Source organism: Streptomyces marokkonensis, from assembly GCF_039539045.1.
Classification (GTDB): Bacteria; Actinomycetota; Actinomycetes; order Streptomycetales; family Streptomycetaceae; genus Streptomyces; species Streptomyces marokkonensis.
This window is the reverse complement of the sequence record NZ_BAABCQ010000055.1, coordinates 24,598-41,885: the sequence shown is the minus strand read 5'-3', so window position 1 is coordinate 41,885 and position 17,288 is coordinate 24,598. Positions and strand designations below refer to the sequence as shown.

The following is a 17,288-nucleotide window of genomic DNA, read 5'->3' as shown; positions in this document are numbered from 1 at the left end:
CTTGTTGACCGTGAGCGGTTTGTGCGAGAGTGAAGCACCCGTGCGGGGGTAAAGGCCGGGTCTCGCACGCGCCTTGAGGAACCAGGTCAGGTTTCGCCTTGGCGAATTCACGCTCCCCGTATCGCGCCCAAAAGGTATACACCAAAGGTATGCACCAATTCGGGATTTCTTTTCGGCGACCGAACTCCTGAGTCACACGCGCGTGGGAAGGAAAGGTCTCAGTGTCCACCCCCCACCCTCCCCGGCCCGCGTACCCGCCCTCCGGCGGGGATCCCGGGGAGTCCGACGAGTTCCTGGCCGCGCGACTGAGGGACAGCCCCGAGAGCGAGGCCGCCCGGGCCGCCGGGCTCCTGATGGCGCGCCACTGGCAGTCGGCCCACGACTACGCCACCGTCTGCCTTGCCACGTCGGCCCCGGTGGCCACCATGGTGACCGCCGCAGCCTGGCACCGGCTCCTGGACCGGCTGGCAAAGGGAGAGCCCGCCACCGCCCTGCGTCCGCGGCTGCTGGTGGCCGTACGGGACACGGTTTGGCAGTGGTCCGCCGACGACGGGATGTCCGGCGTCCTTCCGCAACTGCTCAAACCCGCCGGCGGACGTGGTATGCGGGCGGCTAAGTCCCTGGTTCCGGAGAACCGAACGCTGGCCGCACGGGCATTCGCGTCTCTTCCCGGACCGGCCCGCTGTTTGCTGTGGCACACGGAAGTCGAAGGGGAACCCATAAGTGTGTCGGCCGGTCTGCTCGGTATGGATGCCGACACCGCGTCGGTCACCCTCGAGCAAGCGCATGAGAAATTCCGCGAGGGTTGTCTGCACGCCCATGGACAGCTGGCGCCCACCCAGGACTGCCGCTTCCACAGCCGCCTCCTGGACGTCCCGCTCCGCCGCGGCGGCGCTCTGCTGCCGGATGTGCGAAACCACCTCGTGGATTGTCGTCACTGTCGTCACGCGGCTGAGCAACTCAGCCACTTCGGTCGCGAGTTGGGCACACTGATCGCCGAAGCGGTGCTCGGCTGGGGCGCCCGGCGCTACCTCGACTCCCGACCCGGGCGCGCGACGCCGGGCACCCTCGCCAAGGGCGCCGCCCGGCACCGGGGCGGACGTCCCGGGCTGTTGGGCCGGATTCCCGTGCCCGTACGCCGGGTCCCGGGCCGGCCGCGTTCGGGCCGGTCGATGCTCAAACAGTTCGGCGCGGCCTCGGCCTCGGTGCTGGCGATCGTCCTGGTGGTGAGCGTGTGGTCGTACGACGGCGGCGGCGCCGACCCGGCCACCTCCACCAGCGCCGCCGGAGGTGACGGATTGGCCTCCGCGACCAGCCGCCCGAAACCGCCCGGTGCGGCCGGGCTGCCCACGGCGGCCGACCGCATGCGGCTGCGCAACGTCGCCGCGGACCTCTGTCTCGACGTCCGGGGCGAGCCGAGGGACGGCGCCGGCACCCGGCTGTCGGCGTGCTCCGAGGCGGGGACCCAGCAGTGGATCCACGAGGACGACGGGCTGCTGCGCAGCGTCGCCGACCCGGGGCTGTGTCTCGACTCGCGGGCGGACGCCGGAGTCGTCATTCTCGGTACCTGCGCCGACGAGGGCACGGAGCGGGGCGATGACGTGCGCTACGACCTGACCGGACCGGGCGAGCTGGTGCCGCGCCGGCAGAAGCAGCTCGCCCTCGCCGCCACCACCGTCACCACGGACGCCGACATCGTGGTGAAGGTGCGTGACGGCTCCGAGGGTCAGCGCTGGCGGACCGATCCGGTATCGACGGCGGAGGACTCCCTGTCGGTCGACGGCACCGACGCCCCGGGCGCCCGGCGGGTGGAGCTGTCGGGCGGCTGAGCGGGGCCGGGCGATGTCCGGTGCGTGGTGGCGTCCCGGGACGACGCTCCCCGGCGGGTCGGGCGAGGTCCCAGTGCTTCGCCATCCCGTGTTCCGCCCCGTCGTCGAGAGACCCATCTGTTTCAGGAGTGTTTCAGGCCGATTGGTGATCGTACGGATCACGCCATCCGGCCAGTTCAGGCCTCAATGACCGATCAAGAACCGCCCTGTTCCGGACTTGGAACGTTCGAATTTCGTGACTTCGCGCCACTGATTCAATACGCAAGGTTACCGAAACACGTGGGGTCGAGATGAGTTTCGGCGGTGGACTCGGCAGACTCGCGCTCGCCGTTCCGGCACCGACCGAGCCGGGCCGGCGACACCCTCATATCGAGCGGAAGGATGCACACAATGCGGAACACCGCGCGCTGGGCAGCGACTCTGGGCCTGACGGCCACCGCCGTCTGCGGGCCCCTCGCCGGGGCCTCCCTCGCCTCCCCGGCCACCGCCCCCACGTCGCTCTACACCCCCTCGGCCCTCGTGCTGACCATGGGGCACGGAGAGAGCGCTGCCACCGCCGCACCGGTACGCGCGGTCACCCTGACCTGTGCCCCGAAGGCCTTCGGAACCCACCCCGACGCCGCGTCGGCCTGCGCGGAACTGCGAGGCGCGGGCGGAGACTTCGATGCCCTGACGGCCGACTCCGGCGTCCTGTGCACCCGCGAGTACGCCCCCGTCGTCGTCACCGTCGACGGTGTCTGGCAGGGCCGACACGTCTCCTACGAGCGCACCTTCCCCAACGAGTGCGTGAAGAACGCGGGCAGCGCGAGCGTCTTCACGTTCTGAGGGACCGGGACCGCCCGATCCGTGCGGTGTGACCGGCGGCTCACTACTGGGGAGTGCGAGCGCCGCCGTACGGAACGCGAGGTCCCGCACCGGGGACGGCGGACGGAGTGGGGCCGTCCGCCGTCCTCCCCGGGACAGCGGGAGTCGGGAACTGTTCAGCCGGAGAACTGTCAGCCGGGAATTGCCGGCCGGGGAGCTGTCAGCCCTTCGCCGCCGGCCCGGAACCGTCACGGGTGCCGGACGACTTCGCACGGTGGCTGGTGTCGCACCACGGGTAGCGCCGGCTGCGGCGACAGGTGCACAGGGCGACCCGGAAACGGTCGGACGACACCGTCGTGCCGTCCTCCAGCTCCACCTCCACCGGGCCCTCCACCAGCAGCGGCCCCCGGCGCTGGACCTTGATCCGGCGCGGAGCGCCCGAGTCGCAGGGACGTGGGGGGTCAGACGGGGAGTTCGGCACGGACGACCACCAGCTCCTCCTCGTTGTCGGCCGGCGACAGCAGCCCGCGCTGCCGAAGCCAGGGCTCCCGGCCGCGCACCACGGGACCGAACGCGATCCGCTGCCGCCGGGTCACGGCCGCCTTCAGGCCGGCCGCGCGCAGATGCCCGACGGTCCGCTCGGGTTCGCTGAGCGCCGACTGCACCAGCAGCAGCACACCGCCCGGACGCAACAGGGCGGGCACCTCACGGCAGATTTGGTCCAGGACCAGCCGCCCGTCGTGACCCGCGTCCCAGGCCCGCGCCGCCCCGCGTGGCCGGTGGCCACCGCCCGGCGCCGGTACGTACGGGGGGTTGGCCAGTACGAAGTCGAACGACTCACCTCGTACGGGCGTGAAGAGGTTGCCGTGCCGGACGCGGATCCGCAGCCCGGCCCGAGCGGCGTTCACCCGCGCCGCGCACACCGCGCGCCACGACACGTCCACCGCGGTCACCCGGGCGCCCCGACGTGCCGCCGCCAGGGCGAGGGCGCCCGAGCCGGTCCCCACGTCGAGCACGGCCGCGCCCGGCGGGAGCGACTCGTCGGACAGCGCGCCGGCCAGCAGGGCGGTGTCCTCCTGAGGGGCGTAGACGCCCGGTAGCACCATGAAATCCACGGATCCCACGTACCCCGGCCGTCACGGAATATGGGAGGTTTCGCGAGGTACGCGGGGAAGGCCGGACAGCGGCGTGCGCAGGGACGACCGGCCGGCCCGCCAGTCGGCGAGGAGCCGGGTGCCGAAGCGCTCCTCGACGTACCCGGTGGCGTCGATACCGAAGACGACGTCCGCCGCGAGATGCGGCTCCTGCTCCAGCAGACCGCCGATCACCTCGTGCCGCACGATCTGCTCGTGCACCGCGTCGGCCTCGACGTGCTCGTCGTAGAAGTGCTGGGCGGCGGGCCCGGCGCCGGTGCGGCGCATCGCCTCGGCGAGCCGCCGGGAACCGGGCGACGAGGTGATCTCGACCGCCGCGAAGTGGCCCACCAGGGCACCGCGCAGGGCACGGTGCAGGCCGAACAGGGACATCATGTTCACCGTGGCCAGGCACTCGGCGGACGCCGCGTCGAGATGGCGTCCGTACGTCGTGTCCAGGCCCAGGTCCGTCATCAGGTCGGCGAACAGGCGGGCGTGCACCCGCTCGGGACGGCCACCGCCGTACTCGTCGAACTCCACCGCGGCCATCGCCGCCTTCGCGCGCCCCCACAGCCGCGGCAGCACCCAGGCGTGCGGGTCGGCCTCCTTCAGGTGGTACAGGGAGCGCTGCGCCGCGTACTCGCGCAGATGCCACAACTCGCCTTCGTCCCGCAGGAAGTCGCTGACGCCCTTTCCGTCGACGGGTTCGACGAGCAGCTCCCCGACCGCCTCCTCCACGCTGTCGTGGACCTGGGTGTCGGCGCGCAGCGCGGACAGGAAGCGGTGCTCCAGCGCGGCGCGGGTGCGGAGCAGCCCGGGGTCCCACTCGATGCCGGGGGAGACACCGGCGAAGCCCCGGTAGTGCAGCTCGTAGCACTGGTACAGGGCGAGCTGGAGGTCGTCGCCGTACGCCGGCGCGGCGGCGACGACCTCCGGGCAGGGCAGCGGGCCCGACCCGAGGAGGTACGCGCCGACGGCCGCGGAGAGCGGGCCCCGGGCCGTCGGCGGCTGTGGTCCTTCGCGGTCGTACTCCATGGCGTCGCGAGTACCCGGACGCCACGGTGGCATCCCCGCCCGCACGGAGCCACTCACCTGTCACCCGTCCTCGGCGTCCTTCTGCGCCCCGGTGTTCGGTGAGGTGGCGTCGCCCGCCTCACCCCGGCGCGGGCCCTCGTCGGACTCCGCGTCGCGGGGCCTGGACTCCTTGATCTCGCGCAGGACCTCGTCGATGGCGGTCTCGGGCTGCTTGTCGGTGTGGTCGCCGTCCTCGGACACGGATGCCCTCCTTCTCCTCATACCGTTGGTTCGTCGGTTCGCCGGTTGGTTCGTTCGTTCGGTCGGGCCGTGTGGTCCGGCTCCGGCAGGGACCGTCCCGCCGTGGTCAGCTGGACGTGGTCGCGATGCGCAGCGGCACCGGGGCCGGCACGGCCGCCTCGTCGTTGCGGCGGGTGACCTCCGCCCACCAGGACGGTCCGTCCTCGATGTGACGCAGCAGGATGCCCTCGCGGATCGCCCAGGGACACAGCGTGACCGTTTCCAGTCCCGTCAGCTTCATCGCGGTGTGCCCGACCACCGCCCCGGCCAGACTCTGCGCCGCCCGCGGTGCGGAGATGCCGGGCAGCCGGGCCCGCTCGGCGGCGGACAGGGCGGCCAGCCGGCCGATCGCCTCTCCGAGATCCGAGCAGCGCATCCGCCGCTCCATGAACGGACCGTGCCGGCCCGGCGACGCCCCGCACAGCCGCCCGAGCTGCTGGAAGGTGCGCGAGGTGGCGGCCGCGGTGCGTGGCCCCTCCCAGCGGATCCGCGCCGCGACGTCCCGCAGCTGATGGCGGACGTTGCGGCGCAGCGCCCGGACCTGTTCCGGCGATGCCGCCTCCTCGCCGCCCGCGAGGAACTCGTGGGTCAGCCGTGCCGCCCCCAGCGGCAGCGAGGCCACGAAGTCGGGCAGCCGGCCGCGGCCGAAGGCGATCTCCAGTGAGCCGCCGCCTATGTCGAGCAGGGCGAGCGGTCCGGCCCGCCAGCCCATCCAGCGGCGGGCCCCGAGGAACGTCAGCTCCGCCTCCACCTCGCCCGGCAGGGTGCACAGGGCGGTGCCCGTACGGGCGCGGACGGTGCGCAGGACCTCGCGGCGGTTGGGCGCGGCACGCACCACGGCGGTCGCGAAGGCCAGCGGTTCCGCCGCCCCCCAGCGGGCCGCGGTCCGGTTCGCGTCGGCGACCGCCTCCGCGAGCCGCTCCACGGCGTCGTCCGGGACCGGATCCCCCGGTTTGACCTGCTCGGACAGCCGCAGCCGCCACTTCGCGGTGTGGACCGGCAGCGGCACCCCGCCCTCCGCGTCCGCCACCATGAGCCGGACCGTCTTCGATCCCACATCCACCACGCTGATACGCATGAAGGCGCAGGTACCCATTTATGCGCCGGTCCAACGGAACCCGGGCGGTACGGCCGGAAAGCGGGCGGCTCCCCGGGGTGCCCCGTGGCTTCCCGCGCCCGGTCCCGGCCCGGGTTCAGGCCAGCTGCCGTCGCACCAGCTCGTGCAGCCGGCCGCCCGTGTCCGCGAGCAGATCGGCGGGCGGGCCCTGCTGGGCGACCCCGCCGTCCTCCATCACGATCACACGGTCCGCGTCCAGCACCGTGGACAGACGGTGGGCGATCACGATCCGGGTGGCGTCGAGCGCCTTGGTGGACTCGATCACCGTGCGCTGCGTCTCGTTGTCCAGGGCGCTGGTCGCCTCGTCGAAGAAGAGGACGCGCGGCCGGCGGATCAGCGCCTGCGCGATCATCAGCCGCTGCCGTTGCCCGCCGGAGACCGCCCCGCTGCCCGAGACGATCGTGTGCAGGCCCATCGGCATCCGCTTGATGTCCTCCGCGAGCCCGGCCATCTCGGCCGCCGCCATCACCTCCTCCGGTGTGTACGGCTCGGTGCCGCAGATGACGTCCAGGATCGAGCCGGTGAACGGCTGCGCGTGCTGGAGCACCACCCCGCACTGCCGTCGCACCGCCGACTGATCCAGCGCGGCCAGGTCCTGGCCGTCGTACAGGACGCTGCCCGACAGCGGCCGGTCGAAGCCGATCAATAGCCTCAGCAGGGTCGACTTGCCGCAGCCGCTGGGGCCGACGATCGCCACGAACTCGCCCGGCCGGATCCCGAAGGACACGTCGTCCAGGACCAGCGGCCCGTCGTCGGAGTACCGGAACGACAGCCGGCGCGCCTCGATCGCCCCGGACAGCGGCCCGGGCCGGGTGCTCGCCGTACGGACCTCGGGGGTGGCGTCCAGGACCGGCCGGATCTCCTCGAACAGCGGCAGCGCGGCCACCGCCGACACGAACGCGCCGGTCAGCTGGGTGACCGAGGTCAGCAGCATCGTCACGGCCGCGTTGAAGGTGAGGAACTCGGCCGCCGACATCGAACCGCGCGCCGGACCGGCCAGCAGCATGAACATCAGCAGCGTGCACACCGGCAGGTACACCGCGCCGAGCACCGCGTTCAGGTTCTTGACGCGTCCGGCCTGCTGCTGGAGCTCACGGCTGCGCGCGAACTGCTCCGCCCACGCCGCGTACGCGTAGTTCTCGGCGGCCGCGACCCGGAGCTTGGGCAGTCCGCGCAGGGTCTGGAAGGCCTGGTTGTTCAGCCTGTTGGTGAGCTTGACCAGCCGCCGCTGGTAGCGCACCTGCCACAGCCCGAGCCCCAGGAACACGGCGGCGACCACCACCAGCACGCCGATCGCCGCGAGGGCCATCGGCACGCTGTACCAGAGCAGCAGCCCCAGGTTCATCGCCCCGACGGTCACCGACTGGGCCACCGTCGGACCGACGCCCGCCAGCAGCCTGCGGATCGCGCTGATGCCCATGGCCGCGCCGGCCAGCTCACCGGTGGAGCGCTCGGTGAAGAACCTCGTCGGCAGCCGCAGCAGCCGGTCCCACACCGCCGGCTGGAGGGCCGCCTCGACACGTCCCTCCAGCCGCAGGATGGTGAGGTTCTGCAGCAGCATGAAGGCCGCCGCGACGACGCCGCTCAGCATCACGGCGAGACAGACCTGCGCGATCAGCCCGGTCTGCGCCTTCGGCACGAACTCGCCGAGCACCTTGCCGGTCGCGATCGGCACCAGCGCGCCGAGCCCCACCGTCACCAGTCCGGCGAGCAGCAGACCGGTCAGATCACCGCGCGTGCCCCGCATGCAGAACCGCAGCAGCCGCAGTGGACTGAGCCGGTGCTCGGGCAGCGGACGGTAGAACATCACCGCGGACGGCTCGAACTCCTCGGCGTTCGCCTTCTCGACCGGCGTCCGACGGCCCGTCGCCGGATGGACGGCCACATAGCCGCCGCGCCGCCACAGCAGCGCGACCGGCGCGCCCGACAGGGCCCGGTGACCGACCAGCGGCCCGATGTCGTCCCGCCACCAGCGGCCGTCCAGCCGCACGGTCCGGGTGCGCACGCGCGAGGCGACGGCGACCCGCTCCACCGGGTCGAGGCGGTCGCTCTGCGCGCCGTCGCGGGAGGGCTCGGCGAGCGGGATACCGGCGGCGCGGGCGACCAGTCGGCAGGCCGCGTACGTGGCGTCGGCGTCGGCGGCCGTGGTGTGCTTGTCCGACCGCTTGCCGATGGAGGCCAGCAGTGTCCGGTCGGCCCGGGCGCGCACCGCCTCACCGGCCTTGATACCGGCCGCCGTACGGGTCTCGTGGGTGTGCTCCAGCTGCTCGATCCAGCGGTCCAGGGTGGTCAGCAGCCGGTACTGCTGGTCGACCAGGCTCTGCCACAGTGCCGGGTCCATCAGCAGGTCGGCGGCGGCCTCGTCGCCGTACACCGCGCCGTACTGCACGCTGCCGGGCGGCACCTGCATCCAGAAGACGTCGTCGTCGGTGGGTGCCGTCGCCAGCTCGGTCGCCATCGGCGCCTGGAAGAGGACGGTCAGGCCGCGGCCCACGCCGAGGGCGAGGGCGTACTCCAGCGGGCTCGTCGTGGGCGGCACGTACTGGGGGTTGCCGTACGCGTCGTACGACCACGTCTGGGTGCTCGCCGGCTGGTACAGCTCGCGCAGTCGGACGCGGTGCACCACGCAGTCCCGCAGCGGACGCGCGACCAGCGTGTGCCGGGGCCCGGTGACCGGTCCGAGCAGCACCGAGCCCGCCTCCAGACGGCCCAGGTGGTGCCAGTGGCCCTGTTCCCCGGCGTCGACCGCGAACAGGTCCACCGCGCCGGACGCCACCAGCCACAGCACCTGAGGACCCTCCAGGTCCAGGCGGCCCGACCCGGCGGAGTCGGCGCGGGTGCCCAGCGAACCGAGCGCCCCGAGGACGAGGTCGCCCTGTCCTTCGTGCACGGCTGTCATCTCAACGCTCCCTGACCAGCGCGGCGTACGCGCCACCGTGCGCGACCAGCTCCTCGTGCCGCCCGCGCTCCACGACGGTGCCGTGCTGGAGTACGACGATCTCGTCGCTGTCCCGCACGGTGCTGAGCCGGTGCGCGATCACCACGCAGGCACAGCCGCGCCGGCGCAGGTTGTCCATGACCACCAGCTCGGTCTCCGCGTCAAGGGCGCTGGTCACCTCGTCGAGGACGAGGATGCTGGGCCGGCGCACCAGGGCCCGCGCGATCTCCAGGCGCTGGCGCTGCCCGCCGGAGAAGTTCCGCCCGTCCTGCTCGACCCGGCTGTGGATGCCGCCCGGGCGGCGCGTCACCACGTCGTGCAGCGCGGCGTCGCGCAGGGCTTCCACCACCGCGTCGTCCGGGACCGACGGGTCCCACAGCGCCACGTTGTCGCGGACGGAGCCCTCGAAGAGGAACACGTCCTGGTCGACGAAGGAGACGGAGGACGCCAGGGCCCCGCGGGGGATGTCCTCCAGCCGCCGGCCGTCGACGCGGATCACGCCGTCCCACGGGGCGTACAGCCCCGAGATCAGCCGCGACACCGTGGACTTGCCGCTGCCCGAGCCGCCCACCAGGGCCACCTGCTGTCCCGGCCCGACGGTCAGGTCGAAGCCGGTGAGCAGGGGCTTGTCGAGTGGGTTGTAGCCGAAGGAGACGTGTCGGAGCTCGACGTGGCCGTGCAGCCGGCGGGTGGAGTCGGCGGTGCCGGGGCGGTCGTAGAGCGGGTCGGTCCGGAAGTTCTCCACGTCCTTCAGCCGGGCCACGTCGGCCGCGAAGTCCTGGATGCGGCCCGCGACGCCGTTCAGCCGGGTCAGCGGGGCCGTGAAGCGGACCACCAGTGCCTGGAACGCGACCAGCAGACCGACCGAGATGTGCCCCTCGACCGCCCGCATGCCGCCGATCCACAGGATCAGCCCGCTGTTCAGCGTCGCCAGCGTCGGCGCGACCACGCCCAGCCAGGCACTCGGCACCCCGAGCCGCTGCTGCTCCTCCAGGGTGGTGGCGTGCTGCCCCGCCCACTTGCGGAAGTAGCCGTCCTCACCGCCGGTCGCCTTCATCGTCTCGATGAGCTGGAGGCCGGTGTACGCGGTGTTGGTCAGCCGCGCCGTGTCCGCCCGCAGCTTCGCCGTACGGGTCGCGCGCAGCCGGATGACGACACGCATCGCGAGGATGTTGAGCAGCGCCACGCCGACGCCGACGAAGGTGAGCTGGGGGTCGTACGTGTACAGCAGTACCGCGTACAGGACGACGACGATCGCGTCGACGCCCGCCGCGGAGAGGTCGCGCGCCAGCGTCTCGGAGACGGCGTCGTTGGACTGGAGGCGCTGCACCAGGTCGGCCGGACTGCGCTGGGAGAAGAACGTCACCGGCAGCCGCAGCAGATGGCGCAGGAAGCGGGCACTGGAGAGGGTGGAGGAGATGATGCGGCCGTGCAGCAGGTTCGTCTGCTGAAGCCAGGTCAGCACGACGGTGAGCAGCACGCAGGCCGCCATCGACGCGAACAGCACGCCGAGCAGCGAGGTCTGCCCCCCGATCAGGAACATGTCGATGTAGGTGCGGCTGAGCGCGGGCACCGCCGCGCCGACCGCCACCAGCAGCAGGCTCGCCAGCAGGGCGGCGGGCAGCGTGCCCGCGGTGCCGCGCAGGCGGGCAGGCATCGCACCCAGCACGCCGGGTTTGCGGCCGCCCCGGGTGAAGTCCTCGCCGGGCTCCATGGTCAGCACGACCCCGGTGAAGCTGCCGTCGAAGTCCTCCAGGGACACGAACCGGCGGCCCTTGCCGGGATCGTTGACGAACACCCCGCGCCGGCCGAAGCGGCGCCCCATGCCGTCGTAGACGACGTAGTGGTTGAACTCCCAGAACAGGATGGCCGGCGCCGTCACCTCGGCCAGGGCGGCCAGGTCCATCTGCATGCCCTTGGCGGTGAGGCCGTAACCGCGCGCCGCCTTCAGGAGGTTGCTCGCCCGGGAGCCGTCGCGGGAGACGCCGCAGGCGATGCGCAGCTCCTCCAGCGGTATGTGCCTGCCGTAGTGGCCGAGCACCATCGCGAGGGAGGCGGCGCCGCACTCCACGGCCTCCATCTGAAGGATGGTGGGTGTGCGGACGGTCTTCGTCCGGCTCCTGGGCACCCCGCGCTTCGGCGGGGCGGCGCGGCGTCTGCCCCGGGTCTTCTGTGCGGTGCTCACGGCAGCAGCCAATCGACGGGTCGCTGGTCGGCCAGCCGGATGGAACCCTCGGCCATGGTCATGGAGGTCAGCTCGAACGGCGGCCCGTCCGCGGACGACCACTCGTAACCGCTTCTCGTGGACTTCGAGGTGTCCAGCCGGACCGTCACGGCCACCGGCCTGCCCTCCTTGGTGAACTGCTCGCCGAGCTGGCTGTCGCCGAGGAACGCGGAGATCGTCCGCGCCGACTGCACCGAGCGGTCCACCGACCTCACCTCGCCGTGCAGGACGCCGTACTCCTGCGTCGGCACCGACTGGACGGTCAGGTCGACGGAGGCGTGCGCGGGGATGGCGGCGGCGTTCTCGGCGGGGACGTAGACGGTGGCGTAGAGCGGGGCGTCGGCGTGGGCGACCTTCTCGACAGAGGCGACGTTCGCGCCGGTGCCGATGATCTGCCCGACGGTCGCGGCGAGCGCGGTGACCCGGCCGGCGTCGACCGTGCGGACGACGGTCTCGCCCTCGGCGGTACGGACCTTCAGCACCGGGGAGTCGGCGGCGAGCCGCTCGCCCTGGCGTGCGAGGACGGCGGTGACCTGGCCGGAGACCGGGCTCTGCAGGAGGTAACTGCCCTGCCCGTGCGTGAGGATGGCGGGCGCGGCGACCGTCGAGGTCACCGAGCCGCTCACCGCCCACACGGACGCGGCGGCCATCGCGACCACCGTCACGGACAGCACCAGCCAGCCCTGCGGGCGGGCGAAACGCACCGGAAGGTCGAGCTCCTCCGGTGACTGGAGTTTTGCGAGGGCCTGTTGGCGGAACTGCACGTCGGACGTATCCCAGGGTTTACCGGCGAAGCCGCGGAAGACGGACCGCGGCACAACGGCCGAGAAGTCCCGAAGCCTGGACGGCTCCGGGACTCAGCGGCACATGGGCGCGGTCAGAGACCGGCGACCAGGCCCGTGACCGGGGCCGTGTTCAGGCCGGTGACACCCTCGACGGTGCCGACGGCCGTGTTGAGCAGGCCCGAGACCGGCGCGATGCCGTCCACCAGGCCGGTGACGGTGCCGACGGCGTTGACGTTCAGGCCGCCGGAGACGTTGTCGAGGTCGGCGTCGGAGATCTCGACGGTCTCAACCTGGGGGGTGGAGTTCATGATGGAACTTCCCTTCGTATAGCCATTTCACAAGGGGGGAGCGGCCCCCTCTGGGGACAGATGACGGCCGCGACCGCGGGCGCCGGGCGCCCCGTTCCGGAACCCTCCGCGGCCCCCGCGGTGCGATGGATCAAAACACGCGGCCGGTCCGTGATTCCAATCAATCACCCCGCTCACCTGGGCACTTACGATCCTCTGGCGCTCAAGAGTGCAGGCGCGGACACGCCTTCGCGGCGACTTCTTCACATGGGTCACGACATCGTCCCGTGCCACCCCTTGCTCCTGCGCGGGGAACCGGCTCACCCGCCCCGAAGGCGCATGGGGCGCTCCCGGGTTGTGCAGATCCTCCAACGAGGATGACCGGGTCGGGTATTCGATGTGCAGATTCCCTGAAGCAGGGATTCCGCTCCGTGATCGGAACGGAGCGCACCCGACCGTAAGCGGAGTGTGTCGACCGGTGCGATGGAACGGCCCGTCCCGCCCGTGCGTGCCAACAGCCCTCCAGGCGCTCTCCGACAACGGCCGGACCGGCGGCACGGACCCCGTCCCAGAGGTCGAGAAGTCATTTCCCGCACCCTGACTTCCCGCCCACGCTCCGGCTTCCCGCCCGCCACAGCCAGATCCGCCGGGGCAGGCGTCCCGCGCCTCAGCCCTGCGCCCTCAGCAGCATCAGGGCGATGTCGTCGGGGCGCTCCTCCGCGCCCACCTCGTGACTCACCAGGTGGTCGGCGAGCTCGTCCAGAGGCAGGTCCCCGGCCTCCGCCAGCCGGTGTCCCAGGCCGGCGAGGGCGTCCTCGAAGTCGACGTCGGGGGACTCCACCAGACCGTCCGTGTAGAGGGCCAGCAGGGAGCCGGGCGGGAGATCGACCTCCGTGCGCGGATACGGGGCCGAGGCGTCGATGCCCAGCAGGGGGCCGCCGTCGACCTCCAGTACGCCCACCCGCCCGTCCGGACGCCGCAGCAGCGGCGGTGGATGACCCGCGCGGGCCAGCACGGCCCGGCCGCGCCCCGGGTCGATCCGCAGGTACAGACAGCTGACGAACAGCTCGGTGCCCAGATCGATCAGCAACCGGTTGGTGCTGCGCACGACCTCCTCGGGTGCCTGGCCGACGGTCGTGTACGCGCGGACAGCGGTGCGCACCTGCCCCATCAGCCCGGCCGCGGTCACGTTGTGGCCCTGGACGTCCCCGATCACCGCGGCCGCCGTGCCCCGGGCCGGCACCAGGTCGTAGAAGTCGCCGCCGATGTCCATGCCCCGGGTGGCCGGCAGGTAACGGGCGGCGGCCTCGATGCCGGGCAGCGCGGGCAGAGAGTGCGGCAGCAGAGCGTCCTGCAGTCCGTGCGCCAGCCGCTGCTTGGCGTCGTAGAGCAGGGCCCGGTCCAGGGCCTGCGCCACCAGCCCGGCCAGACTGGTCAGGATCGCCCGCTCCTCCGTCGTGAAGGGGTGCGGCCGCTCGTAGCCCAGCACACAGGTGCCCACCGGCCGCCCCGAGGTGATCAGCGGCAGGAACGCCCAGGCCGCGAAGTCGTCCCGCCTGCTCTCCCGCGCCGGGTACAGGCGTTCCAGCTGCTCCGCCGACTCGAAGAACGCGGGCACCCCCGTCCTCAGCACCTGCGTACCCGGGAGCTTCGCGGTCAGCGGCATCCCCTCGAAGCGCTCCACGGCGAACGGGTCCGGATACCCGCGGTGCCCCAGCACGTGCAACCGGCCGGCCCGCGAACCGAGGACGACCAGGCCCTGGCTGCCCACGGTCGGGGCGATCTCGTCCGCGATCAGTTGCACCACGTCCTGCACACTCACCGCCTCGGACAGCGCGCCGGTCAGGCCCACCACCTGGGAGATCGTCACCAACCGGGGCGGGGCGGCCTCGCCCGTGGCCGGCCCGGACGAGCCCGGCCGTGACACCCCCCGGGCTCTGACGATCCGGACGCTGAGCCCGGTCCGGGTCGGGTACAGCCGGAACGACAGCCAGGCGCCGGGCGGACGCAGCGCCACGAAGGACGTGGGGCGCTGGCTGAGCAGCGCGGCCCGGTACCGGTCCTCGTACACCGGGTCGTTGAGCCACGGCACCGACGTCCACAACTGGGTGCCGAGCAGTCTGCCGACCGGTACGCCCATGAGCTCGGCCGCCGCCGGGTTGGCGAAGCCGACGCGGCCGTGCAGGTCGAGGGAGCACAGCCCGTACGGCAGCCGCCCCACCATCCGTACGGCCTCCAGCGAACCGAGGGTGCCGGATGCGCCTGAGACCACCGGGGCGGTCGGCGGATCGGGTTCCGGATGCACGGGCAGGCTCGCCTCGGCCGCCCGTTCCAGGCGTAGCGCGAGCCGTGCGCAGGCCGCCGTCAGCTGCTCGCGTTCCCACTCGGACAGCTCCGCGGGACGTGTACCGGGCCAGGTCAGAAAGACCGCGCCGTACGCCGTGGACTCGGTCGCGACGGGCAGCGCGACCAGGGCGAACGGGTAGGGCAGGACCACGGCGACGCGCGGATAGCGCCGGGCCATCTCCTCACCGTCGCCGACCCAGATCAGCCGCCGCTCACGCACCGCGTCCGCCACCGGGATCGGCGCGTGCAGCGCCACCCGTTCCCAGGGCGCGGCGAACTCCCTCGGCAGCCCCGCCATCACGGCCATCCTCAGCGAGGGCGGATCCGCGCCGAGCAGGTACACCGCCCCGGAGTGCGCGTGAACCTCCTCCATCATCGAGGCCAGCGCCAGCGACAGCACCGGGCTCCCGCCCGACGCCCACGATGCGGAAGACGCGGACGCTGATGAGGATGGCGACGGGGGTGGCGACGGGGACGGGGACGGGGGTGGCGACGGGGACGATCGATCGTCGGACACGCCGACCACCTCCTCGCACGGCCACGCCCGTGGCCCCCGCTTCCAATCTCCTCCCCACGGGCCCGCCACGCACGGCGAGCGTCGCGTCGGCACGTCCCCACCCCGCCACCCCGCCACCCCGCCCGGTCCCGCCCCGCGCCGCCGCGCTCGGTCCCGCTCCGCCCGCTCCCGCCTCGGCCGAGCCCGGCACCGCCCGGCGAGCCCGAGGACGCGCCGACCGGCAGCCGACTCCGGCGGCCCCCAGGTGCGTCACGGCGCGAATCGGTGCCGTACCGGACCGGCATCGACGACGAGGTGCCGGCACCGCCGCACCGGGTACCCGGCCGACCACACCACGAGCGAGCGAGCGAAAGAGCGAGGTAACACGCCATGACCCAGTACGTCCGCGACATCATGACCGGCGATCCGGTGACCGTGGAGCCGCAGGCCTCCGTCACCGCGGTGGCCCGCATCATGCGCGACCGGGACCTCGGTGCCGTCCTGGTCGCGGACGGCGACGAACTACGCGGACTGGTCACCGACCGCGACCTGGTGATCCGGTCCGTCGCGGAGGGCGGCGACCCGGAACAGACCACCGTGGCCGGCGCGTGCAGCGACGACATGGTGACCGTACGGTCCGACGAGGAGCTGGACCACGCCGTCGAGCTGATGCGCGAGCACGCCGTACGCCGCGTCCCGGTCGTCGACGACGGCCGTCCCGTGGGCATCGTCTCCCTCGGCGACCTGGCCATGGAGCGCGACCCGGAATCGGCGCTGGGCGACATCAGCGTGGCCCGGCCCAACCCGTAGGGGGTGCGGGCGCCCGGCGTTTCACGGAATCACGGCCGGGGACCCGGAGGTCAACGGCACAGGACGCAGATGGAGGATGATGCCTCGTGAGCGCGGACACCAGCGAGAAACCCGTTGCCCGTCGCCTGGAGACGGGCTGGTCCAAAGCCCGCCGCCTGCGCGGCAGGGGGATGATGCGCACCTGGATTCCGGCCGTCGAGGACGGCAACGTCGCACGCGCATCGCAATCGGGCCAGGAGTCGAACATCGTCCGGGGCGAGGACTGATCGACCGAGCCCCGAGGGCGGTGCAGCCGGTCCCGCTGTACGGGGACGGACGCAACGTCCGCGACTGGCTGCACGTGGACGACCACTGCCGGGGCGTCGACCTCGTGCGGACCCGGGGCCGGGCCGGCGAGGTGTACAACATCGGCGGCGGCACCGAGCTGACCAACCGCGACCTCACCGGCCTGCTCCTCGACGCCTTCGGCGCGGACCGGGACCGGGTCGTGCACGTCGAGGACCGCAAGGGCCACGACCTGCGCTACTCCGTCGACTGGAGCAAGGCCCGCGACGAACTGGGCTACCGCCCCCGCCACGACTTCACGGCCGGGCTGGCCGCGACCGTCTCCTGGTACCGGGACAACCGGGCCTGGTGGGAGCCGCTCAAGCGACGCGTCGCGCCATGAGCCCCTGCCGACACGCCGGCCGTTACCCTGGATCCGTGCGCCTGCTGCTCGTGTCCGACACCCATCTGCCGAAGCGGGCGAAGGAACTGCCCGCACCGCTGCTGGCGGAAGTCCCGCGCGCCGACGTCGTCCTGCACGCGGGGGACTGGGTCGACACCGCCACCCTCGACCTGCTGGAGAGCCGCAGCCGCAGACTCGTCGGCGTGTACGGCAACAACGACGGGCCCGCTCTGCGCGCCCGGCTGCCCGAGGTGGCGTACGCCGACCTCGGCGGCCTGCGCTTCGCGGTGGTCCACGAGACGGGCGCCGCCCAGGGCCGCGAGACACGCTGCGCCGCCCGCTTCCCGGACCTCGACGTCCTGGTCTTCGGGCACAGCCACATCCCCTGGGACACCACCGCGGGCACCGGCCTGCGTCTGCTCAACCCGGGATCGCCGACCGACCGGCGCCGTCAGCCGTACTGCACCTACATGACGGCCACGGCCGCCGACGGCCGGCTCGGCGACGTCGAGCTGCACCGGCTCCCGCGGCGGTAGGG

16 protein-coding genes are annotated in these 17,288 nt (G+C 72.7%); 6 read left to right on the top strand and 10 right to left on the bottom strand.

From position 1 onward, the window contains the following. The first annotated feature begins 221 nt into the window (after positions 1-221). Positions 222-1,829, top strand: a complete 1,608-nt coding sequence (locus tag ABEA26_RS16100; RefSeq protein ID WP_345592999.1) for an RICIN domain-containing protein — start codon at positions 222-224, stop codon at positions 1,827-1,829. Between the two features lie 390 nt (positions 1,830-2,219). Beyond that, positions 2,220-2,654, top strand: coding sequence for a protease inhibitor (locus ABEA26_RS16095; RefSeq protein ID WP_345592998.1), 435 nt, complete (start codon positions 2,220-2,222; stop codon positions 2,652-2,654). Between the two features lie 199 nt (positions 2,655-2,853). Here ABEA26_RS16095 and ABEA26_RS16090 read toward each other — a convergent pair whose 3' ends face one another. The 10 genes from ABEA26_RS16090 to ABEA26_RS16045 form a co-directional block, all read right to left on the bottom strand. Then, positions 2,854-3,114 (bottom strand): CDGSH iron-sulfur domain-containing protein, encoded by a 261-nt coding sequence (locus tag ABEA26_RS16090; protein ID WP_345592996.1) that lies wholly within the window; start codon positions 3,112-3,114, stop codon positions 2,854-2,856. Beyond that, a complete protein-coding gene (locus ABEA26_RS16085; protein WP_345592995.1) occupies positions 3,095-3,739 on the bottom strand; it encodes a HemK2/MTQ2 family protein methyltransferase in 645 nt (214 codons plus the stop codon). The genes ABEA26_RS16090 and ABEA26_RS16085 overlap by 20 nt, the downstream gene beginning before the upstream one ends. 30 nt (positions 3,740-3,769) lie before the next feature. Continuing rightward, positions 3,770-4,801, bottom strand: coding sequence for an iron-containing redox enzyme family protein (locus ABEA26_RS16080; protein WP_345592994.1), 1,032 nt, complete (start codon positions 4,799-4,801; stop codon positions 3,770-3,772). A 60-nt stretch (positions 4,802-4,861) separates the two neighbouring features. Then, positions 4,862-5,041, bottom strand: a complete 180-nt coding sequence (locus ABEA26_RS16075) for a hypothetical protein (RefSeq protein WP_345592992.1) — start codon at positions 5,039-5,041, stop codon at positions 4,862-4,864. A 106-nt stretch (positions 5,042-5,147) separates the two neighbouring features. Continuing rightward, positions 5,148-6,158 (bottom strand): Ppx/GppA family phosphatase, encoded by a 1,011-nt coding sequence (locus ABEA26_RS16070; protein WP_345592991.1) that lies wholly within the window; start codon positions 6,156-6,158, stop codon positions 5,148-5,150. Positions 6,159-6,273: 115 nt separating this feature from the next. Next, positions 6,274-9,096 carry an NHLP bacteriocin export ABC transporter permease/ATPase subunit gene (locus tag ABEA26_RS16065; RefSeq protein WP_345592989.1) on the bottom strand — a complete coding sequence of 941 codons (2,823 nt, stop codon included), beginning with the start codon at positions 9,094-9,096 and terminating at the stop codon, positions 6,274-6,276. A gap of 1 nt (position 9,097) precedes the next feature. Next, the gene (locus ABEA26_RS16060) at positions 9,098-11,320 is read right to left on the bottom strand and encodes an NHLP family bacteriocin export ABC transporter peptidase/permease/ATPase subunit (RefSeq protein WP_345592988.1); all 2,223 of its coding nucleotides are present in this window, start codon (positions 11,318-11,320) and stop codon (positions 9,098-9,100) included. After that, on the bottom strand, positions 11,317-12,123 hold the full coding sequence (locus ABEA26_RS16055) for an HlyD family efflux transporter periplasmic adaptor subunit (RefSeq protein WP_345592986.1): 807 nt from the start codon (positions 12,121-12,123) through the stop codon (positions 11,317-11,319). Before ABEA26_RS16055 ends, ABEA26_RS16060 begins: the two co-directional genes overlap by 4 nt. Before the next feature lie 113 nt (positions 12,124-12,236). After that, positions 12,237-12,452: a hypothetical protein gene (locus ABEA26_RS16050; protein WP_003978108.1), complete on the bottom strand. Its 216-nt coding sequence runs from the start codon at positions 12,450-12,452 to the stop codon at positions 12,237-12,239. A 646-nt stretch (positions 12,453-13,098) separates the two neighbouring features. After that, a complete protein-coding gene (locus ABEA26_RS16045; protein ID WP_345593001.1) occupies positions 13,099-15,153 on the bottom strand; it encodes a PP2C family protein-serine/threonine phosphatase in 2,055 nt (684 codons plus the stop codon). A 510-nt stretch (positions 15,154-15,663) separates the two neighbouring features. On the opposite strand from ABEA26_RS16045, the gene ABEA26_RS16040 reads away from it, so the two are divergent. The 4 genes from ABEA26_RS16040 to ABEA26_RS16025 all read left to right on the top strand — a co-directional run bounded on the left by ABEA26_RS16040 (position 15,664) and on the right by ABEA26_RS16025 (position 17,286). Next, complete coding sequence (locus ABEA26_RS16040) at positions 15,664-16,083, top strand: CBS domain-containing protein (protein ID WP_345592984.1); 420 nt, start codon at positions 15,664-15,666, stop codon at positions 16,081-16,083. Positions 16,084-16,169: 86 nt separating this feature from the next. After that, a complete protein-coding gene (locus tag ABEA26_RS16035) occupies positions 16,170-16,349 on the top strand; it encodes a hypothetical protein (RefSeq protein ID WP_345592983.1) in 180 nt (59 codons plus the stop codon). A gap of 20 nt (positions 16,350-16,369) precedes the next feature. Then, complete coding sequence (locus tag ABEA26_RS16030) at positions 16,370-16,750, top strand: GDP-mannose 4,6-dehydratase (RefSeq protein ID WP_345592981.1); 381 nt, start codon at positions 16,370-16,372, stop codon at positions 16,748-16,750. A gap of 35 nt (positions 16,751-16,785) precedes the next feature. Continuing rightward, complete coding sequence (locus ABEA26_RS16025) at positions 16,786-17,286, top strand: metallophosphoesterase family protein (RefSeq protein WP_345592980.1); 501 nt, start codon at positions 16,786-16,788, stop codon at positions 17,284-17,286. Positions 17,287-17,288: the final 2 nt, after the last annotated feature.

Bases quoted from the DNA above. Each gene is read 5' to 3' on its own strand.
- ABEA26_RS16070 (WP_345592991.1), bottom strand. From the start codon at position 6,158: ATGCGTATCAGCGTGGTGGATGTGGGATCGAAGACGGTCCGGCTCATG.
- ABEA26_RS16085 (WP_345592995.1), bottom strand. From the start codon at position 3,739: ATGGTGCTACCGGGCGTCTACGCCCCTCAGGAGGACACCGCCCTGCTG.
- ABEA26_RS16050 (WP_003978108.1), bottom strand. From the start codon at position 12,452: ATGAACTCCACCCCCCAGGTTGAGACCGTCGAGATCTCCGACGCCGAC.
- ABEA26_RS16080 (WP_345592994.1), bottom strand. From the start codon at position 4,801: ATGGAGTACGACCGCGAAGGACCACAGCCGCCGACGGCCCGGGGCCCG.
- ABEA26_RS16095 (WP_345592998.1), top strand. From the start codon at position 2,220: ATGCGGAACACCGCGCGCTGGGCAGCGACTCTGGGCCTGACGGCCACC.
- ABEA26_RS16040 (WP_345592984.1), top strand. From the start codon at position 15,664: ATGACCCAGTACGTCCGCGACATCATGACCGGCGATCCGGTGACCGTG.
- ABEA26_RS16065 (WP_345592989.1), bottom strand. From the start codon at position 9,096: ATGACAGCCGTGCACGAAGGACAGGGCGACCTCGTCCTCGGGGCGCTC.
- ABEA26_RS16045 (WP_345593001.1), bottom strand. From the start codon at position 15,153: ATGATGGAGGAGGTTCACGCGCACTCCGGGGCGGTGTACCTGCTCGGC.